This window comes from Sphingobium sp. PNB, assembly GCF_019873065.1.
GTDB classification, from domain to species: domain Bacteria; phylum Pseudomonadota; class Alphaproteobacteria; order Sphingomonadales; family Sphingomonadaceae; genus Sphingobium; species Sphingobium fuliginis.
The window spans coordinates 80,384-103,410 of sequence record NZ_JAINEZ010000005.1 but is presented as its reverse complement, the minus strand read 5'-3'; the positions used below and the strand labels follow the sequence as shown (position 1 = coordinate 103,410).

Genomic DNA, 23,027 nt, shown 5'->3' with positions numbered 1-23,027 from the left:
GAAAGAAGCCCGCGATGGAACCGTCGTGCCGACTGCCTTGCGGAAACCGTAATTAACGTTAAGAACCCAGCCGATGGACCGCATTCATATCCGCGGCGGCAAAGCGCTGAACGGCCGCCTTCCCATTTCCGGCGCGAAGAACGCCGCGCTCACGCTGTTGCCCTGCGCGCTGCTGACCGACGAGCCGGTGACGCTGCGCAACCTGCCGCGGCTGGCGGATGTCGACAGCTTCGGCCATCTGCTGAACCAGCTCGGCGTGTCGACCATGATCGAGGGCGCCCGGCCGGAGGATTTCGGCCGCGTCATGACCCTGCGTGCTGGCCGCGTCACCTCGACCGAGGCGCCCTATGACATCGTGCGCAAGATGCGGGCATCGATCCTGGTGCTCGGCCCGCTGCTCGCCCGCGCGGGCGAGGCGCGGGTGTCGCTGCCCGGCGGTTGCGCCATCGGCAACCGGCCGATCGACCTGCACCTGAAGGCGCTGGAGGCCTTCGGCGCGATCATAGAGATCAACGCCGGCTATGTCCGCGCCAGCTTGCCCGACGGCGGCCTGCCGGGCGGCATCTACACCTTCCCGGTGGTGTCGGTCGGCGCGACCGAGAACGCGCTGATGGCGGCGGTGCTGGCCAAGGGCGTCTGTATCCTGGAAAATGCGGCGCGGGAGCCAGAGATCGTCGACCTCTGCAACCTGCTGATCGCCATGGGCGCCGACATTGAAGGCGTGGGCACCGACAAGCTGACCATTCACGGCAAGCCCCGCCTGCACGGCGCCACCTACAGCGTCATGCCCGACCGGATCGAGGCGGGCAGCTATGCCTGCGCCGCGGCGATCACCGGTGGCTCGCTGGAACTGGCGGGAGCCAGCGCCGAAGACATGCACGCCATCCTCGCCGCGCTGCGCGACGCCGGGGTTCATGTCGAGGAACTGAAGGACGGCATCAGGGTGTCGGCGGACGGCCGGCTTCGCCCGCTTACCATCTCGACCGCGCCCTTCCCGGCGTTCCCGACCGACATGCAGGCGCAGTTCATGGCGATGCTGACGCTGGCCGACGGCGCGTCGGTGCTGACCGAGACGATCTTCGAGAATCGCTACATGCACGTGCCAGAGCTGGCACGCATGGGGGCGGACATCGGCGTCAACGGCCGCACCGCAGTGGTGCGCGGCGTTGATCGGCTGGTCGGCGCGCCTGTCATGGCGACCGATCTGCGCGCCTCGATGAGCCTCATCCTCGCTGGCCTCGCCGCGGAAGGCGAGACCCAGGTCAACCGCGTCTATCATCTCGACCGCGGCTATGAGCGGCTGGAGGAGAAGCTCTCCGCCGTCGGCGCCGACATAGAGCGCGTCAGCGATGGCTGAAGGACGCGGGCTCGAGACGGACCGCGCGGCGTTGCTGGCGCGATACGATCTCGATACCGGTGGCTTTGCCACGCTCGACCAGATCACCGCCTTCGCCGCCGCGCTGTGCGGGACGCCCATCGCTCTGGTCAGCATTGTGGAGGATGACCGCCAACGCTTCCTGGCCCGCACCGGGCTGGATGCGGAGGAAACGCCGCGCGATATGTCCTTCTGCGCCCATGCGATGCAGGGAAGCGGCATCTTCGTGGTGCCCGATACTGCGCAGAACCCCGATTTCCGCGACAATCCGCTCGTCACCGGGGCGCCCTTCATCCGTTTCTATGCCGGTGCGCCGCTGATCGATGGCGAGGGGGCTTCGCTCGGCGCGCTATGCGTCATCGACGACAGACCGCGTGAAGGTCTGACGGATGTGCAGCGCCAGGGGATTTCCCTGCTGGCCCGTCAGGTCATGGTCGAGCTGGAGGGCCGTCGCCGCGACCGCGACGTGATCGCCCGGCAGCAAAGGGATGCGCAGGCGGTGGCGGAAAGCGACCGCATGTTCCGGACCCTGGCCGACACCATGCCGCAAATGGTCTGGTCGACGCTGCCGGACGGCTATCATGACTATTATAACGCCCGCTGGTACGAATTCACCGGCGTTCCCCTGGGCTCGACCGATGGCGAGGGATGGAACGGCATGTTCCATCCGGAGGATCAGGAGCGGGCCTGGGAACGCTGGCGCCATTCGCTGAAGACCGGCGAACCCTATGAGATCGAATATCGGCTGCGCCATCATAGCGGCGATTATCGCTGGACATTGGGTCGCGCGCTGCCGATCCGGGACGAGGAGGGTGCGATCGCCCGCTGGATCGGCACCTGCACCGACATCAACGACCAGATCGCGATGGTGGAGGAGCGGGAGGTCATCGCCCATGAACTTTCCCACCGTATCAAGAACATCTTTTCGGTGATTTCCGGCCTGATCGGCCTGTCGGCGCGCCAGCATCCCGAAATTCGCGCGGCGGCCGACGACCTGCGCGACCGCATCATGGCGCTGGGACGAGCCCATGATTTCGTGCGGCCCCACGGCCCCAATTCGCAGCCGGACCAGGACGAGGGCCGGCTTTGGGGCATATTGGAACAGATTTTCGCGCCCTATCGCGACGCGCTGGGGCCGCGCATACGCTTCTCAGGCGATAATCCGGCGATAGACGACCGCTCCGCCACGCCATTGGCGCTGCTGTTCCATGAACTGGCGACCAATGCCGCCAAATATGGCGCGCTTTCCGTTCCTTCGGGCGGGGTTGCGATCCTCGTGGGGAGGGAAGGCGAGGACATCCGCATCGACTGGCGGGAAGAGGGTGGACCGCCGGCGCTTCCGGCGACGCATGAGGGCTTCGGCAGCCGGCTGATGCAGCTCAGCATCGAACGGCAACTGGGCGGGCGGATGACGCGCGACTGGCGACCCGAAGGCCTTGGCCTCAGCCTCTGGATTCCAGCGCGCTCCATGAGTCGGATGCCGGCAGGAAAGGGGTGAAGCCCGCGATCTCGGCGGCCTCCAGTTCCGGTCGGTCGGTGGCGGCGAGATGCAGCGTTTCGGCTATGCTGTGCGCCCGGAACGGCTTGGTGATGACGCCGAGCGCGGCGGTGGAAGCCGCCCCGATCTGCGCGGGATTGGCCGTCACATAGATGACCCGTATGCCATATTGGCTGGCCAGTTCGACGCCGATGCCGGGGCCTGTCGGTCCGTCGCGCAGATTGAGATCGACAAGGGCAATGTCGCAATCGTCGGCCGCATCCAGCGCCGCCTGACGATCGGCCGCGATGGCGCCGACCGTAAAGCCTGCATCCTCCACGATATGCTCGATCTCCAGCGCGACGAAAATCTCGTCTTCTACGATCAGAACCTTTTTGCTCATCCCAACGTCCACGCAACCGGAGGCGTTAAATGCGCGGATCGCGGGGCGGTTCCCGCAGATGCGAAAAATTTTTTCAGGCGCTGTCGGGCTGCACGCTGGTCCAGAGCGTTTCGAAGGCCGTGCCCTGCATCAGCAGGACCGAGGCGGGATAGCCCGCGCCGCTGGCCTTCTGCGCTGTCCCGGTGGCGTTTTCCACCGCTTCCTCCCGCGTCGCGAACGGCCCGTAATAGCGGTTGTCGAGATTGATCTTCCAGACGCCCTCATGTTCCAGGACGATGTAGCGGGCATGGGGCAGGGGCACTTACAAAACCTCCGTATTATAATGGTGCCAGGCCATGATCGCCGCGGCGCCGCGATGGGGACGCCAGCGTTCGGCCAGTTCCCGCGTCAGCTTTTCGCTGGGGCGTTCGGCCAGGCCCAATATCCGTCCGATCTCGATCTGCACGGCCAGATCGCCCGCCGGCCAGACATCCGGCCGTCCTTCCGCGAACAGCAGGTAGATTTCCGCCGACCAGCGCCCGATCCCCTTGATCCGCACCAGTTGCGCAATGGCGTCCTCATCATCGTCCGGCAGGTCGTGCAGGTCGATGCCGCCGCCGACAACCAACTCGGCCAGGCTTCTGGCATAGCCCTGCTTCTGCCGCGACAGGCCGCAGGCGCGCAGCGTATCGAAATCGCGGACGAGCAGGGCGTCCGGCGCGCAGCCCGCGCCCAGCTCCGCCTCCAGCTTGCGCCAGACCGCCGCGGCCGCGGCGACGCTCACCTGCTGGCCGACGATGGTGCGCAGCAGGGTTTCGTAGCCGGGCTCGCGGACGCGGGGCGGCGGATAGCCGACCCGGCCTATCGCTGCGGCGAAACCGGGCTCCATCGCGGCGATGGCGTCCAGGCTGGCCCGCAATTCTTCTGCTGTATTTACCATGAATTGTCGTCCGGCCCTTGATTTCCCGCTGCCCGTCCGACATGAGCGGCGGGAAAAATTTGAGGGACCTGGGTACATGGCGAAACTGATTGTGGTCAACCGTTCGGGCGAAGAGCAGGCGGTCGAGGCGGAGAACGGCCTTTCCGTGATGGAAATCATCCGCGACAACGGCTTTGACGAACTGCTGGCGCTCTGCGGCGGCTGCTGTTCCTGCGCGACGTGCCATGTCTTCGTCGATCCGGCCTTTGCCGACAACCTGCCGCCGATCAGCGATGATGAGAACGACCTGCTCGACAGCTCCAACCATCGCAATGAGACCAGCCGCCTGTCCTGCCAGCTGACGTTCAGCGATTCGCTGGATGGCCTGCGCGTCACCATCGCGCCGGAAGATTGAGGTCGGCCGGCAGAAGGGAACGAACCGGTCTGTAGAGCATCGCGCAGAAAAGCCTGTCCCGAGCCTGTCGAAGGATGGGGACCGGTTTTCTGCTTGAAAGGATGCGACGACAGAAATCTGGAGCGACCTGCGCCTGATTGACGCAGCGCGCTCTGAGGGCTGGTTCCTGACATCGCCCTCCGCGTCACCCCCGGACTTGATCCGGGGGGCGCTGCCATTCAGACGTCTGCGTTTCGGAAGAAAAGCGGCGCCCCGGGTCGCGTGGGGCGCGACGGCTGCCCTCTGCCCGCCATCAGCCGTTCGGGACGATCAGATATTTCTCCCCCGTGCGGCGGGCATTGTAGGTCAGCACGGCGTCGCGGGTCAGCGCTTCTTTGAGGGAGATGCGCGCCTTGTAATGGCTGGCGAAAGTCGTCGTCAGACCGTCGCGCACCCGCTGGCGCAGGCGTTCGGCCGTTTCCGCGTCCGTCCTTTGCAGGAAGGGAAAAAGCAGCCAGCCGCCGACGTTCCAGCCAAAGCCGAAGCTGCGCGTCAGGATGGTCGGCGACAGGTCCAGCGCACCGTAGACATAGGCCTGCTTCAGAACGTTCGAGCCATAGCGGCTATAGGGCGCGTCCTTGCTCGCGGCCTGCTCCATGGCATGGAGGATCTGGCTGACCAGATGGCCGCCGCCGATCGCGTCGAAGGCGATGGTCGCGCCCGTGGCGGCGACCGCGTCCTGAAGCTGGACGAGAAAGTCGTCCCTGGAACTGTCCAGCACATATTCCGCGCCCAGATCCCTGAGGATCGCCACCTGCGCTTCATTGCGGACGATATTGACCAGCGGAATGCCGTCCTCCTGGCAGATGCGCACCAGCATCTGGCCCAGATTGGACGCGGCGGCGGTGTGGACGATCGCCTTATGCCCTTCGCGCTTCATGGTTTCGACGAAGCCAAGCGCCGTCAGCGGATTGACGAAGGCCGATGCGCCCTCCTCCGCGGTGACATCGTCGGGCAGAACCATGCAGCCGCTGGCGGCGAGCAGGCGATGTTCCGCGTACATGCCGCCGCCGATCATCGCGACCCGCTTGCCGAGCAGGGCCTGGGCTTCCGGTGCCTCGCCCGCGGCGATGACGGTGCCCGCGCCTTCATTGCCGATGGCTATGGAGTGGCCGACCCGCCCCGCAAGCGCGCGGCGCGCGGGATCGGGCATGCGGGCGACGATCCGGCCTTCGGCATAATCCGCATTTGCCACATCGGCGGAAGCGAACAGCAGCCCAAGGTCGGAGGGGTTGATCGGCGCGGCTTCCACCCGGACGAGCACCTGATCGCCTGTGGGAGCGGGGAGCGTTTCTTCGGCCAGTTCGACGATCAGGCGGCCGTCGTCATCCAGGGTCGAAAGCAGCTTGAGGCCGTGGGTGTCGCTCATGAAAACTCCCTTTTCAGGCTGAGGGGCGGTCGCTGTAGAATGCCGGAAACATCGCCTTGAGGGCGGCCAGCTTCGGCATGTCCCAACGCTGGATATAGGGATGCCGCGGGTTCTTCGTCAGGAAGTCCTGATGATGGCGGTCCGCATCCTGGAAGCCGGTGAAGCCTTCTATTCGGGTGACGATGGGATCGCGCCAGAGGCCCGATTGGCCGAGTTGGGCGAGATAGGCCCGGGCCGCCCTGTCCTGCCCTGCATTCAGGGGAAACAGCGCGCTGCGATATTGGGTGCCGTGGTCCGGGCCCTGATAGTCGAGCGTGGTCGGGTCCGCGATCACCGAGAAGAAGATGCGCAGCAACGTGCCGTAGCTGACCTGCCGGGGATCGTAGGTGACGCGAACGGCCTCGGCAAAGCCGGTATCGCCCTGGCTGACCTGTTCGTAATCGACCCTGCGGCCTCGCGGACCGCCTGCGAATCCGGAGACGGCGAGGCGGACACCCCTTACATGGGAGAAGACGCCTTCCACGCCCCAGTAGCAACCGCCCGCGAAGATGGCGGTTTCAAGCTTGCGGGCAGGGGCTGCGTCGACCGCCGGGGCGGGCGCGAGGACCGGCCGTTCGGCACGCAAAGGGGAAGCGACGGCCAGGGCCGCCAGAAAAGCAAGCGCGATGCCGTCAGCGCGCCGCATCGCTGGCGGCCGGGGCGGATGCAGCCATGGCGGGACTGGTGAGCGGCGGCGCGTCGCTGTTCGGCTGAAGCACGAAGACCCCGATAGCGCCGATCGCGAACCCGCCCATGAAGCGCAGGAACAGGTCGGATTTCAAGAAGGCCAACATGGCGTTCTTCCTTTCGGTCGTCTTGGTCGCCGCAAGCGGGCGGAAATGAATGTCGCGCGGCTTAGTCCCGGATGAACGCTGCGCCAGGGCAGTTTCGACCAACGTCCGATGTGGGACGATGGATGTCGGGCAAGGCCAGTTTCGGTTCGAAACGGGATATAGACCCCCGCTCTCCATCTGCAAGACGGCGCCGGAGAAATTTTCCGTTTCCGAAATGGAGGTGATGAGGGGAGGGGAAGGACGGACTTGGCGTCCGGTCCTTCCCTTCCAGCTTCGCTGGTCCCGCTCCAGGCTAAGCCCGGAGGGATTGAAGAGGGCTCACTTCAAAGCGGCGCAGGCTTCCTGGATACGGGTGCAGGCCTTGCGCAGCACCTCTTCCGAAGTCGCGTAGCTGATGCGGAAGGCCGGGGAGAGGCCAAAGGCGGCGCCGTGGACGGCGGCGACCTTCGCTTCGTCCAGGAAATAGCCGATCAGCGCTTCGTCGCTGTCGATCACCTGTCCCTTGGGCGTCGTCTTGCCGATCACGCCGCTGGCATCGGGATAGACGTAGAAGGCGCCCTCCGGCGTCGGGCAGTCCAGGCCCGGTGCGTCGTTCAGCATGGCGACGACCATGTCGCGGCGCTTCTTGAAGGCGGCGTTGCGCTCTTCCAGGAAATCCTGGTCGCCGGTCAGCGCCGCGACGGCGGCGGCCTGGCTGATCGAGCAGGGATTGCTGGTCGATTGCGACTGGAGCTTGCCCATCGCCTTGATGATCCATTCCGGGCCGCCGGCAAAGCCGATGCGCCAGCCCGTCATGGAAAAAGCCTTGGAGCAGCCGTTGACCGTCAGCGTGCGGTCGTAGAGGTCCGGGCAAACCTGCGCGATGGTGGCGAAGGGGGTCGGCGCGTACCAGACATGCTCATACATATCGTCCGTCATCACCAGCACATGGGGATGGCGCAGCAGCACTTCGCCCAGCGCCTTCAGCTCTTCGGCCGAATAGGCTGCGCCTGACGGGTTGGAAGGCGAGTTCAGCATGACCCACTTGGTCTTGGGCGTGATCGCGGCTTCCAGCTGGGCGGCGGTGATCTTGTAGCCCTGGCTTGCCGGCGCCTCGATGAAGACCGGCGTGCCGCCCGCGAAGTTCACGATGTCGGGATAGCTGACCCAATAGGGCGCCGGAATGATGACCTCGTCGCCCACGTCGACGGTCGCGACCAGCGCGTTGAACAGCGTGTGCTTGCCGCCCGAATTGACGCTGATCTGGCTGCGCTTGTAGATAAGGCCATTGTCGCGCTTGAACTTGAAGGCGACGGCTTCCTTGACGTCGGCGGTGCCGTCCACGTCGGTATAGCGGGTAAGGTTCTTGCGGATCGCCGCGATCCCCGCCTCCTTCACGAAATCGGGCGTGTCGAAGTCCGGTTCGCCGGCGGAGAGGCCAATGACGTCCACGCCTTCGGCTTTCAGGGCATTCACGCGCGCGCTCATCGCCAGGGTGGCGGAGGGCTGGATGCGACCGAGGGCTGCGGAAGTCTGGCTCATCATGACAATCTTTCTCTAGAATCCCCTAGGTCCGCGTGAAGCGGACGCGAGGCTCCTTAGTGTGCAACGAAAGAAGGGGCAACCGCCAGTTGGCTTCGGCTGGCCGTAACGGCAGATTATAGGGCCGGGAGGGAGGAAGATCTGCAATTCTTGCGTGCGGAAATGGGTTGCCCGTGCCCCTATAGCGCGCTGCGTTCAATCGTACGCAGGGGGCGCGCTCCAAGCTTTTGTTGTCGCATCCTTTCAAGCGCAAAGCCGGTTCCCACTTTTGCGCACGATGCTCTAGCGCACCAGCGACGCCGCCACCATGCCGCGCGCCGCATTGCCGATGAAGAAGCCGGTTTCCAGGTCGCGGGGGCGCAGGTCGGCCTCCACTGCCTCCCCCATGTCGAGCAGGCTGCGGCGCAGCACGCCGGGCAGCAGGCCGCGCGACAAAGGCGGGGTCAGCAGCTTGTCGCCGCGTTCGACGAAGATGGAGGAGAAGCTGCCCTCCGTCAGGAAGCCCTGTTCGTCCGTCATCACCACTTCATAGGTGCCGCCGCGCCGCAGGGCGTCACGGTAGAGCGAACGGTCGGTCGTCTTGTGCGCCAGCCGCGCATCGGCGGCGGGGGCGTTGCGGGGGACGAGCGCGACCTGCATGATCGCCTGCGGCCAGGTGCGGTGCTCGCGCACTTCGATGGCGATGGAGCCCCGGCGCGACACCAGCAGGCGAAGGCGGCTGCGCTCCCGCAGGCGGAAGGTCGCGGCCTGAAGCTCATTGCGCACATTATGGCGGTCGAAGGCGAAATCGAGCGCCTCCGCGCTGGTCTTCAACCGCTCCAGATGCAGTTCGAGCAATCTGATGCCCTCGACCGGATCGAAGGCCATGGTTTCGAGCAGATCGAACCGTCCGTCAGCCAATGCCATGGAAAATTGCAAACCCCTTATGCCGATCGATGATGGCGCGATGAATCAGGCCGGTGCGAGGAAGCGCCCCTTGGCCAGACATTCCGCCCATTCGGAAGCGACATCCGAATCCGCGACGATGCCCGATCCCAGACCCAGGCGTCCTTCCCTGCTGCCTTCTTCGACGCAAATGGTGCGGATGGCAACATTGAACGCGGCATCGCCCGAGGGATCGATCCAGCCCATGGAGCCGGTATAGACGCCGCGCGGAAAGGGCTCGACCGCGTCGATGATCTCCATGGCGCGGACCTTGGGCGCGCCGGTGATCGACCCGCAGGGGAAAAGGACGCGCAGCACGTCGACGGGCGACAGGCCGGGCAACAGCCGGGCCCGGACGGTCGACACCATCTGGTGGACGGTCGGATAGGTTTCGACCTTGAACAGGTCGGGCACGGTGACGGTGCCGGCGCGGGAGACGCGCGACAGATCGTTGCGCAGCAGGTCGACGATCATCAGATTTTCCGCCCGCTGCTTGGCATCCCGCTCCAGCCATTGCGCCAGTTCCGCGTCGCTGGCGAGATCGGGATCGCGGGGGGCGGTGCCCTTCATCGGGCGCGCGGTCAACTGGCCGCGGACATGGGTGAAGAACAGCTCCGGCGAAAAGGAGAGGATCGAATGTTCCCCGGTGCGCAGCACGCCGCCATAGCCCGCCTGCTGGCGCGGACGGATGGCGGCATAGAGCGCCATGAGATCGCCCATGAAATGCGCGGCGCAGGGGAAGGTCAGATTGACCTGATAGATGTCGCCGGCGCGGATATAGTCCTGAACCTGGGCGAAGGCGGCGCGATAGGCGGCCTCGTCGATCAGCGGCTGGAGCCGATCGACCCTGGCGCCCGCCGGGTCCGGCAACAGGCCGGTCATGGCGGCGGGATCGATCAGGCGCACCCCTTCGAACAGGCCGAACCAGAGCAGCGGCGTCTTCGGCCTGTCCTGCCGATGCCGTTCCGCCAGCGGGTGAAGGCGGTCCTCCAGCGCCAGCCCGGCTTCATAGGCGATGAAGCCTGCGGCGTGCAGCCCGGCTTCTGCCGCTTCGGACAGCCGGTCGAGCGCTGGCTGCACCTCCGCCAGCCGATGGGCGGCAATGACCGATACCGGATCGCGATAGAGGCGCGCGGGGGCGGGAGCCCGGGCACGGGCGTCGTCGAACAGGACGAAGGCTTCGGTCGGTCCCGGAAGGCGCATGGCCGCCCTCTTAACAGGCTTTGCGCGGCGCGGAAGCTCTAACAGGGCGCGGGCATGTTGCACGGGGCGCGCATTGGCCATAGGGGGAAAGGCCATGAACAAGGGATTGCCCCAGGATGATGCGGCGCGGCCGCTGCGGCCGGCGCTGGCGCTGGCGCTCAGGGGCCGTTGTCCCGCCTGCGGCGAAGGCCGGATGTTCGCCCGCTTCCTGAAGCCCAGTCCCGCCTGCCGCCATTGCGGACAGGCCTGGGACGCATCGCGGGCGGACGATTTCCCGGCCTATATCGTCATATTGCTGCTGGGGCACCTGCTCGTGCCGCTGATGATAGAGGTGAACGCGGCGCTGGATATTCCGCTGGGGGTGCAGGCGGCGCTATGGCCGGGCCTTGCGATCCTGCTTGCGCTGGCGATGATCCAGCCCGCCAAGGCGGCGGTCATCGCCTTCCAGTGGAGCCGCCGCATGGACGGCTTCCGCTAGAGCGGGTTACGATCGGTTGAAAATCGATGCGATCCCATCAGTCCGGACGGATGATGAAGTTGCGTTCCATCGCCTCCCGCAGGCTTTCGTCGATGGTGCGGCGCCCTTCCGAACCATGGGTCACGACGGTGGTGTCGGCGGTGGCGACGCATATGCCCTTCTGAAAGCCCGCCGAACTGATCGTCCAGCTCGTGCGTCCGATATGGCCGATCGCGCAGTGCACCTCGAACGGATAGGGAAAGTGGGATTCCTCGACGAAATTGAGGTTCACGTTCGCGACCAGCCAGCGCACCCCCTGTTCCTGCGGATGGCGGCCCAGATGATGGTGGAAGCGGATGCGGGCCGTTTCGAATATGCCGGAGATCGCCACATTGTTGATGTGGCCCATCGTGTCGATGTCCTGGAAGCGGGTGTCGATGCTGGTGACGAAACGATAAGCTTCCGGGCGGAGGCGCCAGGATTCGGGTTTGGCCATGTCCTGCTTGTCCTATGTCCTGTTTTCCTATGCTCTTAGCCCTTGGCGGCGGGGATGCAATCATCGGGTCGAAATTGATCGGACTGCGACCTTTATGACACAGGCGCGAAGCTTATCGTTCTGCTGAGGTAACGGATCGTTTCCGGGCGCGGCGGTGGACTTCCGCGCAGGTGCAGCATAGCTTCCGGGCCGGATTGTCGCGCATGGGGGTTTCGATGCAACGCTATAGTCGGCTGGCCATTTTCCTGCACTGGGCGATCGCTGCCCTGCTTGCCTTCCAGATTGCCGTGGGATGGGCGCTCGAGGATCTTGGCGCGCGCGGCTTCGCGCTGTTCCAGTGGCATAAGTCGATCGGCATCTCGATCCTGCTGCTGACCTTCGCCCGCATCGCCATACGTTATTGGAAGCCGCGTCCCGCGCCGGTCGAGCGCGGCTGGCAGGGCGCGCTGGCCAAGGCGGTGCATGCGGGCCTCTATCTGTTCATGCTGGGCGCGCCGCTCACCGGATGGGCCTTGGTGTCGACCGCGAAGGTGAAGGTGCCGACCTTGATCTTCGGCATCGTCCCCCTGCCTCATCTGCCCCTGCCCATGAGCGCGCATGATCTGGCCGAGGGCGGACACGCCCTGATCGCCTGGATCGGCATCGCGCTGTTCGTCCTGCACGTCGCGGGTGCGCTGCGGCATCATGTGCTGATGGGCGATGGGTTGCTGTGGCGGATGATGCCGGCGCGTTCGCCGCTGTTGCTGGCAGCCTTGCCCGCGCTGATCGCGGCGGGGTTCGTCCTTGGGCGCGCCGTCCTGCCAGCGCCCGCAGCGAAGGCGGTGGCTGCGCCGGTCCTGCCGGCGGCGGCCGAGGAGGAAGAGGAAATGCCCGCCAATGCCGCTGAGCCGGCCGCCAATGCCGTCAATGCCGCGGCCCCGGCCGAAGCCGGCAATGCGGCGGTCGCGGAAGAACCGGTGGGACCGCCGCCCGCCTGGACGGTGCAGCCCGGCGGGACCATCGGCTTTTCCGTCGGGAACAGCGGCGAGACGATCAGCGGCCGCTTCTCCAAATGGAGGGCGAAGATCGTCATGGACCCGGATCATCCGGACAGCGCGGACATCCGCGTGGAGATCGACCTGGCGAGCGCCAGCGTCGGGGACAGCTATAAGGACGGCATGCTGGCCGGGGACGAATTCTTCGGCGTGGCGGCGCATCCCAAGGCCGTCTTCACCGCAAGGGGCGCGGAGAAGACGGGGACGAACGGCTATCGCGCTTCGGGCACACTGAACCTCAAGGGGGTGAGCAAGCCGCAGAGCATCCGCTTCACCCTTTCCGGCACCGGCAAGGCGCGGAAGGTCTCAGGATCGGCCACCATCGCGCGCGCGTCCTTCGGCGTCGGCAATGGCGAGAGCAGCGCGGGACTGGATCCCAAGGTGTCGGTCAGCTTCGGGTTCAGTGCGCAAGCGGAATAAGCAGGCATGGATTTGGCGCCGCACTTCTGCCAAAGCGGCGTCATGGACAGGAGCACGGAAAAGCCAAGCGCGCGCATAGAGGACGGGGTCTTCCTGGGCTTCGTCCTCATCGTCTCGGTCGCCTTCGCGCTGGTGATCGAGCCCTTCTTCGCCGCCATATTGTGGGGCGTGATCGCCGCCATCCTGTTCGCGCCGGTCAACCAGGGGCTGATCGGCATGATGCCCCGGCACCGGAACAGCGCGGCGGCGCTGACGCTGTTGCTGATCGTCGCGCTGGTGATCGTGCCGGCGATCATCCTGGCCATGGCGCTGGTGCAGGAAGCGACCCTCTTCTACGCCAAGGTGCAAAGCGGCGAGATCAACTTCGCGCGGATGTTCGCGCAGTTCCAGGCGAGCCTGCCTGGCTGGGCCGCGGCCTTTCTCGACCGGCTGGGCATAACCAACTTCGCCGCCGTGCGCGAAATGCTGAGCGCCGGCGTCGCGTCGAGCTTCCGCACGGTCGCGACGCAGGCGCTGCAGATCGGGCAGAGCGCGTTCAGCTTCCTGATGGCGCTGGGCGTGATGCTGTACCTTACCTTCTTCCTGTTGCGCGACGGACCGAAGCTGGCGGCGATGGTGGACAGGGCCGCGCCGATGCGGACCGCGCATCGCCGGGCCCTGATCAATCAGTTCGTCGTCGTCACGCGTGCGACGATCAAGGGCAGCATCGTCGTCGCCATCGTCCAGGGGCTGATCGGCGGCGTGGTGTTCTGGGCGCTGGGCTTGCCGGGTGCGCTGCTCTGGGGCGTGCTGATGGGGGCGTTCTCGCTGATTCCGGCGGTCGGAACCGGGCTGATCTGGGTGCCGGTCGCCATTTACCTGTTCGTCACCGGGGCGGTGGCGAAGGGGCTGATACTCGCCTTTTGCGGCATGTTCGTGATCGGGATGGTGGACAATATCCTGCGACCGATACTGGTCGGGCGGGACACGCGGATTCCCGACTATGTGGTGCTGATCACCACGCTGGGCGGGATCGACCTGTTCGGGTTCAACGGCATCGTCATCGGGCCGGTGATCGCGGCGCTGTTCATCGCGACCTGGAACATCGTGACGAAGATGCGGACGGGGGCGGATGGGCTGGAGGGGCCTTTGACGGAATGATCAGGCGCTTCCCTTCAAGAAAGTGAAGGGCTTCGACATTTGAACGGAACAGGTGGCTCGTGAAAACGGCCCGAACGGAGCCTGGCTTCCGCGATCTATAACTCCTCCAGCGCGGCGCTGGCTTCCATCCAGCTTTCTTCCGCCGCTTCCAGTTTCCTTTCCAGGTCGGCGCGTTTCACCATCAGTTCGGTCATGGTCATCTTCGCCTCCGCGCCGGTCGCGCTTTTGGGGTCGAACAGCGCCTGGTCGATGCGGCTGCGTTCGGCGGTCAGCATGGCCATCTCCTTTTCCGCCTTGCTGACGGCGTTCTTCGCCGCCTTCTGCCGTTCGCGCCATTGCGCGGCGTTGCGCTTTTCCGCCTTGCGGTCGGTCTTCGGGGCATCGCCCCCCGAACCCCCATTGCCGCCATTGCCGTCAGCCTTGCGCAGGATGATGTCGGTATAATCCTCCAGGCTGCCGTCGAAGGGCTGGGCCGTGCCATTGTCGACCAGCACGAGGCGGTCGGCGACCAGTTCGATCATGTGGCGGTCGTGGCTGACGATGACCACCGCGCCCGAATAGTCGTTCAGCGCCTGCACCAGCGCTTCGCGGCTGTCGACGTCGAGATGGTTGGTCGGTTCGTCGAGGATCAGCAGATGCGGCGCGTCGCGGGTGATGAGGGCGAGGGCCAGCCGCGCCCTTTCCCCGCCTGACATGGAGCCGACCTTCTGCGTCGCGCGCTCGCCGGAGAAGCCGAAGCGGCCCAGCTGGGCGCGGACGGCGGCGGGGGTGGCGCCCTTCATCACCCGGCTCATATGTTCGAGCGGCGTGTCGCCGACGTCCAGTTCCTCCACCTGATATTGGGTGAAATAGCCGACATTCATCCTGGCCGAGGCGTTCATCGCGCCTTCCATCGGCTTCAGTTGCGCGGCGATCAGGCGGGCGAGCGTGGTCTTGCCATTGCCGTTGCGGCCCAGCAGCGCCAGCCGGTCGTCGGGGTCGATGCGCAGGTTCACCCGGCGCAGGACGGGCGTGTCGTTGTAACCGACCGCCGCCATGTCCATGGTGATGAGCGGCGGGCGCAGTTCGGGCGGGCTGGGGAAGCCGAAATGCAGCGTCGGGTCTTCGATGGCCGCGGCGATGGGCTGCATCTTCGCCAGCGCCTTGGCGCGGGACTGGGCCTGTTTCGCGGTGGAGGCGCGGGCGGAATTGCGGGCGACATAGTCCTGCAACTTCTCGCGTTCGGCCTGTTGTTTCGCGCGGGCGGCCTCCTGCTGCGCGAGGCGTTCGGCGCGCTGGCGTTCGAAGGCGTCGTAGCCGCCGGGATAGAGGGTGATCTTCCCGCCCTCCAGATGCAGGATATAGTCGACCACATTGTTGAGCAGATCGCGTTCATGGCTGATGACGACTACGGTGCCGCGATAGGCCTTGAGGAAATTTTCCAGCCAGAGCGTCGCTTCGAGGTCGAGATGGTTCGACGGCTCGTCCAGCAGCAGCAGGTCGGGGTTGGAGAAAAGCAGCGAGGCGAGGGCGACGCGCATCTTCCAGCCGCCCGAATAGCTGTCGAGGGGGCGGCCCTGCATTTCCTCGTCGAAGCCGAGGCCGACGAGGATGCGGGCGGCGCGGGCCGGCGCGGTATAGGCGTCGATGGCGTTCAGCCGTTCGTAGATATGGCCGGGGCGGTCGGGGTCTTGCGTATGCTCCGCCTCCGCCATCAGTTCGGCGCGTTCCCTGTCGGCGGCGAGGACGGTGTCGAAGGGGGTGGCCGTGCCCGACGGCGCTTCCTGCGCGATATAGCCGAGGCGCGTGTCGCGGGGCATGTCGCAACTGCCCTCGTCCGGGTCGATCTGGCCGATCATCACCTTCATCAGGGTCGACTTGCCCGCGCCGTTGCGGCCGATCAGGCCCACGCGGCTGCGCGGCGGCAGGGAAGCGCTGGCGCGGTCGAGAATAGTGCGGCCGCCGAGGCGCACGGTGATGCCGTTCAGGTTGAGCATGGAGGGGGCCTCTAGCAGAGGTGCGTGGGGTGGTGAAGGCGTTGAGGCGGAGTTTTGCAGACTGCCTCATGCCTGCGAAGTTCACGGCGTTGTGGCCGACGCATTTGCGTGGGTGCGGAGTGGTGGCGTTGATTTCGCAATAGGAGAATTTTTGCGGAATGGGTGTGCGGAAGATGCCCGCTTAGGGCGGGTGGAATGGGTTGAGGGTGGGAAAGAGCGTGAGGGCGCTATGCCATGGTCGGGGCCGTGTAGGACAGGGGTTTGGGCGGTGGGGGAGTCCATGTCCTTTGGGAGGCGTCAAGGGGAACGGGCAGGAGATGGGTCCCCGCCTTCGCGGGGATGACGGGAGTGAGGTGGGGATGACGGGAGTGAGATGGGGATGACGGGAGTGAGATGGGGATGACGGGAGAGAGATGGGGATGACGAAATGGGGAAAGAGGTGACGGGATCGGGATGGACGCGATCCGGGGTGGGGATGATGGTTTATTGGGGGAAAGCAGGCGTGGTTTCCGCCGCATAAAGCGTAAACTGGCTGTGGAGGCCGCCATTGGATGATTGCCCCAGCCAGAGGTCGAACAGGCCCGGTTCGGCGATGATCCTGCTGCCCGCGCCGACAAATTGCAGGTCGGTGCGGGACAGGGAGAAGCGCACCGTCCTGCTCTCGCCGGGGTCGAGGGTGACGCGCTGGATGCGTTTCAACTCGCGGATCGGGCGGGTACGGCTGGCGACGCGGTCGCGGATATAAAGTTGGACGACTTCGCTGCCCTTGCGGGTGCCCTTGTTGGTGAGGCGGGCGGTGATTTCGATGGCGCGGTCCCAGCGCAGCGCCGTGTCGGACAGTTTCAACCCTTCCAGCGTGAAATCGCTGTAGCTGAGACCGTGACCGAAGGGATAGCGCGCGCTGTTGTCGGTGGTGGCGTAGCGCGAGCGATATTCGGTGCGGTTGTCGATCACCGGGCGGCCGGTCGACTTGCGGTCGTAGAAGAAGGGTTCCTGCCCCGATTCCCAGGGGAAGCTGACCGGCAGCTTGGCGGACGGGTTCTCCTTGCCGAACAGGATGTCGGCAATGGCATGGCCGGATTCGGAGCCGAGGAACCAGGTCGCGAGGATCGCCTGCGCATTCGCCACCCCGTCATGCAGCGCCAGGGCGCGACCGTGGCGGAGAAGGACGATGACGGGCTTTCCGGTCGCGGCGACGGCATCGGCCAGCGCCTGCTGCACGACGGGGATTTCGATGGCGGTGCGGGACTGCGCCTCGCCCGACATGTCCTGCGATTCGCCCAGCGCCAGTATGACGATGTCCGCCGCCTTCGCCGTTTCCACCGCTTTGGCGACGCCCCCGTCGATGGGCGTCAATATGCCGCTGCCCGGCGCGACCAGCAATCTGGCCGGGTCCGGCATGGCGGCGCGCAGGCCGGTGGCGATGTCGATGCCCTTGCCCTTGTCGCCGTAAAAGGCCCAGGGGCCGTAGACATTCTCCCTGTCCTCGCCGAACGGGCCGATGAGCGCGATGGTCTGCGCCCGGGCGGGATTGAGCGGCAGGACGCCATCATTCTGGAGCAGCACGATGGAACGCGCCGCCGCCTCCCGCGCCAAGGCGCGATGGGCGGGGGTGGAGATGCGGGTCTTTTCCGCTTCCTCGTCCAGCGAGCGCCAGGGATTGTCGAACAGGCCGATGGCGGTCTTGACGTAAAGGATGCGCCGGACGGCGACGTCGACCGTTTCCATCGGCACCGCGCCGCTTTTCACCAGATCGGGGATGTGGCGGATGTAAAGGCCGCTCTGCATCGACATGTCGACCCCGGCCAATATGGCGAGGCGGGTGGCGTCGCGCTCATCCTCGGCATAGCCGTGGGCGATCAGTTCCTCGTCCGCCGTATAGTCGGAAAAGACGAAACCGCGGAACTTCATCTCGCCGCGCAGCGTGTCGGTGAGCAGGTCGCGGTCGGCGGTGGCGGGCACGCCGTTGATCTCGCTGAACGCCGCCATGGTGGTGAGCGCCCCCGCCGCGAAGGCGGCGCCGAAGGGCGGCAGATGGGTTTCGCGCAGCGTTTCGTCGCTGATGTCGACGCTGCCATATTCGAGGCCCCCGGCGACGGCGCCATAGGCGGCGAAATGCTTGGGGCAGGCGAGCAGGGAATCGTCGCGGCGCAGGTCGCGCCCCTGAAAGCCGCGGACGCGGGCGGCGGCGAAGAGGCCGCCCAGAGCGACATCCTCCCCGGCTCCCTCGACCACCCGGCCCCAGCGCTGGTCGCGGGCGACGTCGACCATGGGGGCAAAGGTCAGGTGCAGGCCGGCCGCCGTCGCCTCCACCGCCATGGCGCGCGCCGTGCGTTCCGCCAGCGACGGATCGAAACTGGCGGATTCGGCCAGGGTCACGGGGAAGATCGTCTTCAGGCCGTGGATGACGTCGCCCGCGAACAGCAGCGGAATGCCGAGGCGGCTTTGTTTGAGCGCGATCTCCTGCGCGCGGCGCGCGCCCGCTACGCCGATGCCGTTGAACAGGCAGCCGACCCGGCCCTTGCGGATTTCGTCGGCAAGCTGCCTTTCATTCTGGATGCCGACCTGCGGATTGGGGGGATTATAGGGGCGGAAACTGTCGGCCAGGCAGGTCATCTGCCCCGCCTTCTCCTCTATGGTCATGCGCGCGATCAGATCGTCCACGCGCTCCACCTCCGTCGCGGCAAGGGCGCGGCGGGGCAGGGGAAGGGTCAGGAAGCCGGCAAGGGCGGCGGTCAGGACGGCGCGGCGGGTCGCGGGAGGAACTGGGGTCATCAAGGGGAGCGTAACAGATTCCGGATGAACCGCACTTATCCCGTCAATGCGCGCAGGAAAGCAAGCTGTGGAGAGATGGGATGAGCCCTGAAGCGGATCAATTCGGCCCGGCGGCGGCGTCCGCGGCCAGCGATGGTGGACAGGGCTGGATTCGAACCAGCGTACGGGAAACCCGGGCAGATTTACAGTCTGCTGCCTTTAACCACTCGGCCACCTGTCCAGTCGCCTAACCGGCGTCGGAGGGTGCCCCGACCGGCTGGAGGGCGCTCCAATGGCGAAAGGAGACTTGCCTGTCAATGGCCCAATGTGAAAAGAGCGCTTCCCATGAAAAGAGGAAATCGCACCGGAAAGGCCAAAGGGACCTTTCCCCGCTTCTATGGACGGCATGCCGTCATCGCCGCGCTCGCCAATCCGGACCGGGTGGTGCGCAAGATATGGGGGACGAGGGAGGCGCTGAACGCGCTCGACCTGCCGCCCGTCTTGCCCATCGTCTATGCCGACGGCGCCGATCTGGGCCGCATGGTGCCGTCGGACGCGCCGCATCAGGGGATCGTGGCGGAGGTGGAGCCGCTGGACGATGTCTGGCTGGGCGACGTGCTGGAGGCGGGGCGGGACGATAACAGGCCCGTGCTGGTGCTGGACCAGGTGACGGACCCGCATAATGTCGGCGCGATCCTGCGGTCCGCCGCGGCGTTCGACGCGCTGTGCATCGTGACGCAGGACCGCCATGCGCCGCCCGAATCGGGGGTGCTGGCGCGCGCCGCGTCGGGCGCGCTGGAGATCGTGCCCTGGGTGCGGGTCGTGAACCTTGCCCGGGCGCTGGATGAGATCGCGGAAGCCGGTTACTGGCGCATCGGGCTGGACGGCGAGGCGGAGCAGACGCTGGGCGAGGCCATCGGCACGTCCCGCGTCGCGCTGGTGCTGGGGGCCGAGGGCGAAGGGCTGCGTCACAACAGCATGGCGCATTGCGACATTTTGGCTAAACTGCCGATCAGCCCGCGCATGGAGAGCCTGAACGTCTCCAATGCGGCGGCGATCGCCCTCTACGCGGCTGCCAGCCGGTAGCGGCCGGGGCCACGGACGACAGGGGGTTCGATCGTGACGGTCTTTCTGCGCTCGGCCGCCGTGCTGGCGGCCAGTCTGCTGCTCTCCGCCTGCCTGGTGACGCCGGGCAGGTTCGATTCCACGCTCGACATCCGCGCCGACCGGAGCTTCAGCTTTACCTATAAGGGCGAGATACTGGCATCGGACATGGGCAAGGGCCTGGGTTCGATGCCGGGCAATGACGATCCGATCGACGGCGCGACGCCCAGGGACCAGCAGAGCAGCCTGCGCACGGCGCTCCGGTCCGGGACGCAGGGCAAGGCCGAGGAGCGTTTCGACGTCAAGGACGACAAGGGCGACGAGCAGCAGATGCAGGCGATCGCGGCGGCGCTGTCGAAGGAGAAGGGCTTTCGGTCGGCCCGCTACATGGGCAATCGCCGGTTCGAGATCGACTATGCGATCAGCGGCCGGCTGACCCACGCCTTCCTTTTTCCCTTCAACAGCGACGCGCAGATCGTGCTGCCCTTCGTGGCGGTGGAACTGCGTGGGGAAGACCGGGCGCGGGTGAAGGCGCCGGGCTATTCCAACGGCTATGACAAGAGCCAGAACCCGATGGGCGGCAATGGCGGCGACGATGCCGCCAAGGCGCTGGACGGCACCTTCACCCTCACCACCGATGCGGAGATCGTCAGCCAGAACCAGGAAGACGGCGCGCAGGACATGGCGCAGGGGAAACGGATCGTCTGGAAGATCACGCCGCTGACCGGCGAGGCGCCGGCGGCCACGCTGAAGTTCAGGCCCTAGGCTCAGCACCCATTTCGGGCGGGTTCGCGTCGAGGCCGTGCCCGACGGCGGGCTCGCAACCAGGAGCCGGCCGTCACCAAAAGGTCGTAGCCGCCGCCATCGCGCCCGCGCCGGCCATCCCCGCCAGCAAGGCCACGAGCATATAGCGCCAGCCGCTGCCCACCCGGATCAGCCTGACCTCCGTCAGGGGCGGCGGAGGGGGGGCGCCGCCCTTTTCCGGAAAGGCTTCCTCGATCCGCTTCACAAGGCCCGGCAGGCGCTGCAAGATCCGGACATTCTCGATCAGCGCGTCGGCGGCCTTCGCCTCCGGCCCCAGTTCGGCGCGCAGCCATTCCTTCACATAGGGGCCGCTCGTCTCCCACAGGTTGATGTCGGGGTCGAGCGCGGTCGCGACGCCCTCCACCATCACCATCGTCTTCTGGAGCAGCAGCAGGTGCGGCTGGGTCTGCATGTCGAAATCGCGGGTGATGGCGAACAGGCCGTCCAGCATGCCGCCGACCGACAGTTCGCGCACCGGCTTGCCCCGCATCGGTTCGCCCACGGCTCTGAGCGCGGTGGCGAATTCCTCTACATTGTGATGGCCCGGCACATATTGCGCCTCGAAGTGAATTTCCGCCACGCGGCGGTAATTGCCGGTGATGAGGCCGTAGAGGATTTCCGCCAGCCACATCCGCGCGCGCCGGTCGATGCGGCCCATGATGCCGAAGTCGATCGCGACGATGTCGCCATTGGCGGTGACGAACAGGTTCCCCTGATGCATGTCGGCATGGAAGAAGCCTTCGGCGATCGCCTGGCGCAGGAAGGCGTTGACCAGCCTTGCCGCGATTTCCTTCACATCATGGCCGGCGGCGATCAGCGCGTCCCGGTCGGAGATCTTGACCCCGTCGATCCACTCCATCGTCATGACCTTGCCGGTCGTGCGGTCCCAGTCGATGGCGGGCACGCGATAGCCGGGCATGGCCTCCATCGCCTCGCCCAGTTCCGAAGCCGAGGCCGCTTCCCGCCGCAGGTCGAGTTCGCGCGCGGTCCAGCGCTTCATGTTGGCGATGACGAGGCGGGGGCGGAGGCGGGCCACTTCGCCGCCCAGCATCTCGACATGGGCGGCGGCCCATTCATAGGTCTGGATGTCGCGATTGAACTGGTCGATGACGCCGGGGCGGATCACCTTCACCGCGACATCGCGCCCGTCCGTCGTCACCGCGCGGTGCACCTGCGCGATGGAGGCGGCGCCCACCGGCACCTCGTCGAAGCGGCTGTAGAGCGTTTCCAGCGGCCGCCCGAAGCTCTGCTCCATCTGCGCGCGGATGGTGGCGAACGGCACGGGGGGCAGGGCGTCCTGCAGGCGCAGCAGGTCGTTCGCCGCATCCTCCCCCACCAGGTCGGGGCGCGTCGCCAGCGTCTGGCCCAGCTTGATCGCCGCCGGGCCGATGGACTGGAAGGCGTCGGCATAGCGTGGCTGCCGGGGCACCCGCGCGCCCAGCCGCGCCACCCGCACCAGCCGCCGCACCGGCGTCGGCGTCAGCGGATCGCGCTCGATCCCGGTCAGCGCGCCATGCCGCGCCAGGGTGCGGCCCCATTTCAGCAGCCGCCAGATATGCGTGAGGTGGGAAGGCATCGCTATTTATGCCCTTCCCCTGCGGGAGAAGGACGTGACGGGCGCCCCATCAGATTTTCCACCCGCTATGGATCGCCACCAGCCCGCCCAGGATCGGTTCCACCTTCGTCTGCACGAAGCCGGCGTCGCGGATCATCCGCTCGAACGCCGGCATGGGGGGGAAGCGGCGGATCGATTCGATCAGATAGCGATAGCTGTCCTCATCGTCGGCCAGCAGCTTGCCGAGCCTGGGCACCAGCCGGTGCGAATAGACGTCATAGACGTCGGAAAAGCCCGGCCATGTCGTGGTGGAAAATTCCAGGCAGAAGAAGCGCCCGCCGAACTTCAGCACCCGATGCGCCTCGCGCAGCGCCCTGTCGACATGGGTCACGTTGCGGATGCCGAAGGCGATCGTATAGGCGTCGAACGCCCGGTCCGCGAAGCTCAGCTCCTCGGCATTCTGCTCCGACCAGATGAGGCCTTCCAGCCCCTTCTTCCTCGCCCGATCGACGCCCACGGCCAGCATTTCGGGATTGATGTCGGAAACCGTCACCCGCGCGCCATGGCGATGCATGCGGAAGGCGATGTCCCCGGTGCCGCCCGCCATGTCCAGGATAAGCTCGTCCCGGCGCGGCTTCACCCGGCTGACGAACTGGTCCTTCCAGAGCCGATGCGCGCCGCCCGACATGGCGTCGTTCATCAGATCATATTTGGACGCCACATTGGAGAAGACGGCGCGGACCATCCCCTGTTTTTCGGCGGCTTCGACATCGCGATAGCCAAAGGAAGCGGTTTCACTCATGGGCGCACGCTCTAGAGCATTTTTCCGG

22 protein-coding genes and 1 tRNA gene are annotated in these 23,027 nt (G+C 66.2%); 8 read left to right on the top strand and 15 right to left on the bottom strand.

Going from position 1 to position 23,027, the window contains the following annotated elements:
- Positions 1-73 precede the first annotated feature (73 nt).
- Together murA and K7W03_RS03465 are read left to right on the top strand one after the other, a co-directional pair.
- Complete coding sequence (gene murA / locus K7W03_RS03470) at positions 74-1,357, top strand: UDP-N-acetylglucosamine 1-carboxyvinyltransferase (protein WP_048577258.1); 1,284 nt, start codon at positions 74-76, stop codon at positions 1,355-1,357.
- Complete coding sequence (locus K7W03_RS03465) at positions 1,350-2,873, top strand: sensor histidine kinase (RefSeq protein WP_137709380.1); 1,524 nt, start codon at positions 1,350-1,352, stop codon at positions 2,871-2,873. The genes murA and K7W03_RS03465 overlap by 8 nt, the downstream gene beginning before the upstream one ends.
- Here the strand turns inward: K7W03_RS03465 and K7W03_RS03460 are convergent.
- The 3 genes from K7W03_RS03460 to K7W03_RS03450 form a co-directional block, all read right to left on the bottom strand.
- Positions 2,818-3,255 (bottom strand): response regulator, encoded by a 438-nt coding sequence (locus K7W03_RS03460; protein ID WP_044661542.1) that lies wholly within the window; start codon positions 3,253-3,255, stop codon positions 2,818-2,820. The two genes, K7W03_RS03465 and K7W03_RS03460, sit on opposite strands and share 56 nt — an antisense overlap.
- A gap of 73 nt (positions 3,256-3,328) precedes the next feature.
- Positions 3,329-3,556: a hypothetical protein gene (locus tag K7W03_RS03455; protein WP_061936502.1), complete on the bottom strand. Its 228-nt coding sequence runs from the start codon at positions 3,554-3,556 to the stop codon at positions 3,329-3,331.
- Entirely contained in the window at positions 3,557-4,174 is a 618-nt protein-coding gene (locus K7W03_RS03450) for a DNA-3-methyladenine glycosylase family protein (protein ID WP_222885567.1), read from the bottom strand.
- A 76-nt stretch (positions 4,175-4,250) separates the two neighbouring features.
- Here K7W03_RS03450 and K7W03_RS03445 point away from each other — a divergent pair, with 76 nt between their 5' ends.
- Positions 4,251-4,568, top strand: coding sequence for a 2Fe-2S iron-sulfur cluster-binding protein (locus K7W03_RS03445; RefSeq protein WP_222885566.1), 318 nt, complete (start codon positions 4,251-4,253; stop codon positions 4,566-4,568).
- 292 nt (positions 4,569-4,860) lie between these two features.
- On the opposite strand, the gene K7W03_RS03440 is transcribed toward K7W03_RS03445, so the two are convergent.
- The 6 genes from K7W03_RS03440 to pabB form a co-directional block, all read right to left on the bottom strand.
- Entirely contained in the window at positions 4,861-5,976 is a 1,116-nt protein-coding gene (locus tag K7W03_RS03440) for a zinc-binding dehydrogenase (protein ID WP_222885565.1), read from the bottom strand.
- A gap of 13 nt (positions 5,977-5,989) precedes the next feature.
- The gene (msrA, locus tag K7W03_RS03435; protein WP_061936493.1) at positions 5,990-6,661 is read right to left on the bottom strand and encodes a peptide-methionine (S)-S-oxide reductase MsrA; all 672 of its coding nucleotides are present in this window, start codon (positions 6,659-6,661) and stop codon (positions 5,990-5,992) included.
- Positions 6,648-6,809, bottom strand: a complete 162-nt coding sequence (locus K7W03_RS03430) for a hypothetical protein (RefSeq protein WP_222885564.1) — start codon at positions 6,807-6,809, stop codon at positions 6,648-6,650. Before K7W03_RS03430 ends, msrA begins: the two co-directional genes overlap by 14 nt.
- A gap of 318 nt (positions 6,810-7,127) precedes the next feature.
- Positions 7,128-8,330, bottom strand: coding sequence for a pyridoxal phosphate-dependent aminotransferase (locus tag K7W03_RS03425; protein WP_044661548.1), 1,203 nt, complete (start codon positions 8,328-8,330; stop codon positions 7,128-7,130).
- 282 nt (positions 8,331-8,612) lie between these two features.
- The gene (locus K7W03_RS03420) at positions 8,613-9,236 is read right to left on the bottom strand and encodes an aminotransferase class IV (RefSeq protein WP_044661549.1); all 624 of its coding nucleotides are present in this window, start codon (positions 9,234-9,236) and stop codon (positions 8,613-8,615) included.
- 45 nt (positions 9,237-9,281) lie between these two features.
- Positions 9,282-10,457 carry an aminodeoxychorismate synthase component I gene (gene pabB, locus K7W03_RS03415; RefSeq protein WP_048577251.1) on the bottom strand — a complete coding sequence of 392 codons (1,176 nt, stop codon included), beginning with the start codon at positions 10,455-10,457 and terminating at the stop codon, positions 9,282-9,284.
- Positions 10,458-10,551: 94 nt separating this feature from the next.
- On the opposite strand from pabB, the gene K7W03_RS03410 reads away from it, so the two are divergent.
- Positions 10,552-10,935, top strand: coding sequence for a DUF983 domain-containing protein (locus K7W03_RS03410; protein WP_044663034.1), 384 nt, complete (start codon positions 10,552-10,554; stop codon positions 10,933-10,935).
- Between the two features lie 37 nt (positions 10,936-10,972).
- On the opposite strand, the gene K7W03_RS03405 is transcribed toward K7W03_RS03410, so the two are convergent.
- Positions 10,973-11,410, bottom strand: coding sequence for an acyl-CoA thioesterase (locus tag K7W03_RS03405; RefSeq protein ID WP_025552022.1), 438 nt, complete (start codon positions 11,408-11,410; stop codon positions 10,973-10,975).
- A gap of 215 nt (positions 11,411-11,625) precedes the next feature.
- On the opposite strand from K7W03_RS03405, the gene K7W03_RS03400 reads away from it, so the two are divergent.
- Positions 11,626-12,864: a YceI family protein gene (locus K7W03_RS03400; protein ID WP_222885563.1), complete on the top strand. Its 1,239-nt coding sequence runs from the start codon at positions 11,626-11,628 to the stop codon at positions 12,862-12,864.
- Between the two features lie 42 nt (positions 12,865-12,906).
- Positions 12,907-14,004, top strand: a complete 1,098-nt coding sequence (locus K7W03_RS03395; RefSeq protein WP_222885562.1) for an AI-2E family transporter — start codon at positions 12,907-12,909, stop codon at positions 14,002-14,004.
- A gap of 95 nt (positions 14,005-14,099) precedes the next feature.
- On the opposite strand, the gene K7W03_RS03390 is transcribed toward K7W03_RS03395, so the two are convergent.
- The 3 genes from K7W03_RS03390 to K7W03_RS03380 form a co-directional block, all read right to left on the bottom strand.
- Positions 14,100-15,980 (bottom strand): ABC-F family ATP-binding cassette domain-containing protein, encoded by a 1,881-nt coding sequence (locus K7W03_RS03390; protein WP_222885561.1) that lies wholly within the window; start codon positions 15,978-15,980, stop codon positions 14,100-14,102.
- Between the two features lie 483 nt (positions 15,981-16,463).
- A complete protein-coding gene (locus K7W03_RS03385; protein WP_222885560.1) occupies positions 16,464-18,755 on the bottom strand; it encodes a glycoside hydrolase family 3 N-terminal domain-containing protein in 2,292 nt (763 codons plus the stop codon).
- Between the two features lie 133 nt (positions 18,756-18,888).
- A tRNA-Tyr gene (locus K7W03_RS03380) sits at positions 18,889-18,975 on the bottom strand.
- Positions 18,976-19,079: 104 nt separating this feature from the next.
- Here K7W03_RS03380 and rlmB point away from each other — a divergent pair.
- Together rlmB and K7W03_RS03370 are read left to right on the top strand one after the other, a co-directional pair.
- Positions 19,080-19,820: a 23S rRNA (guanosine(2251)-2'-O)-methyltransferase RlmB gene (gene rlmB, locus K7W03_RS03375; RefSeq protein WP_061936478.1), complete on the top strand. Its 741-nt coding sequence runs from the start codon at positions 19,080-19,082 to the stop codon at positions 19,818-19,820.
- A gap of 33 nt (positions 19,821-19,853) precedes the next feature.
- Positions 19,854-20,603 carry a hypothetical protein gene (locus K7W03_RS03370; protein ID WP_103000229.1) on the top strand — a complete coding sequence of 250 codons (750 nt, stop codon included), beginning with the start codon at positions 19,854-19,856 and terminating at the stop codon, positions 20,601-20,603.
- Between the two features lie 73 nt (positions 20,604-20,676).
- Here the strand turns inward: K7W03_RS03370 and ubiB are convergent, their stop codons facing one another.
- Together ubiB and K7W03_RS03360 are read right to left on the bottom strand one after the other, a co-directional pair.
- Complete coding sequence (gene ubiB, locus K7W03_RS03365) at positions 20,677-22,218, bottom strand: 2-polyprenylphenol 6-hydroxylase (RefSeq protein ID WP_044661614.1); 1,542 nt, start codon at positions 22,216-22,218, stop codon at positions 20,677-20,679.
- Positions 22,219-22,267: 49 nt separating this feature from the next.
- Positions 22,268-22,999 (bottom strand): class I SAM-dependent methyltransferase, encoded by a 732-nt coding sequence (locus tag K7W03_RS03360; protein WP_025551633.1) that lies wholly within the window; start codon positions 22,997-22,999, stop codon positions 22,268-22,270.
- Between the last annotated feature and the right edge of the window lie 28 nt (positions 23,000-23,027).

What these genes read in the sequence shown, in the direction of transcription:
- K7W03_RS03390 (WP_222885561.1), bottom strand. Translation starts at nt 15,980, where the DNA reads ATGCTCAACCTGAACGGCATCACCGTGCGCCTCGGCGGCCGCACTATT.
- K7W03_RS03400 (WP_222885563.1), top strand. Translation starts at nt 11,626, where the DNA reads ATGCAACGCTATAGTCGGCTGGCCATTTTCCTGCACTGGGCGATCGCT.
- K7W03_RS03450 (WP_222885567.1), bottom strand. Translation starts at nt 4,174, where the DNA reads ATGGTAAATACAGCAGAAGAATTGCGGGCCAGCCTGGACGCCATCGCC.
- ubiB (WP_044661614.1), bottom strand. Translation starts at nt 22,218, where the DNA reads ATGCCTTCCCACCTCACGCATATCTGGCGGCTGCTGAAATGGGGCCGC.
- K7W03_RS03465 (WP_137709380.1), top strand. Translation starts at nt 1,350, where the DNA reads ATGGCTGAAGGACGCGGGCTCGAGACGGACCGCGCGGCGTTGCTGGCG.
- K7W03_RS03405 (WP_025552022.1), bottom strand. Translation starts at nt 11,410, where the DNA reads ATGGCCAAACCCGAATCCTGGCGCCTCCGCCCGGAAGCTTATCGTTTC.
- K7W03_RS03360 (WP_025551633.1), bottom strand. Translation starts at nt 22,999, where the DNA reads ATGAGTGAAACCGCTTCCTTTGGCTATCGCGATGTCGAAGCCGCCGAA.
- K7W03_RS03445 (WP_222885566.1), top strand. Translation starts at nt 4,251, where the DNA reads ATGGCGAAACTGATTGTGGTCAACCGTTCGGGCGAAGAGCAGGCGGTC.
- rlmB (WP_061936478.1), top strand. Translation starts at nt 19,080, where the DNA reads ATGAAAAGAGGAAATCGCACCGGAAAGGCCAAAGGGACCTTTCCCCGC.
- K7W03_RS03430 (WP_222885564.1), bottom strand. Translation starts at nt 6,809, where the DNA reads ATGTTGGCCTTCTTGAAATCCGACCTGTTCCTGCGCTTCATGGGCGGG.
- K7W03_RS03425 (WP_044661548.1), bottom strand. Translation starts at nt 8,330, where the DNA reads ATGAGCCAGACTTCCGCAGCCCTCGGTCGCATCCAGCCCTCCGCCACC.
- K7W03_RS03440 (WP_222885565.1), bottom strand. Translation starts at nt 5,976, where the DNA reads ATGAGCGACACCCACGGCCTCAAGCTGCTTTCGACCCTGGATGACGAC.
- pabB (WP_048577251.1), bottom strand. Translation starts at nt 10,457, where the DNA reads ATGCGCCTTCCGGGACCGACCGAAGCCTTCGTCCTGTTCGACGACGCC.
- murA (WP_048577258.1), top strand. Translation starts at nt 74, where the DNA reads ATGGACCGCATTCATATCCGCGGCGGCAAAGCGCTGAACGGCCGCCTT.
- K7W03_RS03385 (WP_222885560.1), bottom strand. Translation starts at nt 18,755, where the DNA reads ATGACCCCAGTTCCTCCCGCGACCCGCCGCGCCGTCCTGACCGCCGCC.
- K7W03_RS03395 (WP_222885562.1), top strand. Translation starts at nt 12,907, where the DNA reads ATGGACAGGAGCACGGAAAAGCCAAGCGCGCGCATAGAGGACGGGGTC.
- msrA (WP_061936493.1), bottom strand. Translation starts at nt 6,661, where the DNA reads ATGCGGCGCGCTGACGGCATCGCGCTTGCTTTTCTGGCGGCCCTGGCC.
- K7W03_RS03460 (WP_044661542.1), bottom strand. Translation starts at nt 3,255, where the DNA reads ATGAGCAAAAAGGTTCTGATCGTAGAAGACGAGATTTTCGTCGCGCTG.
- K7W03_RS03410 (WP_044663034.1), top strand. Translation starts at nt 10,552, where the DNA reads ATGAACAAGGGATTGCCCCAGGATGATGCGGCGCGGCCGCTGCGGCCG.
- K7W03_RS03420 (WP_044661549.1), bottom strand. Translation starts at nt 9,236, where the DNA reads ATGGCATTGGCTGACGGACGGTTCGATCTGCTCGAAACCATGGCCTTC.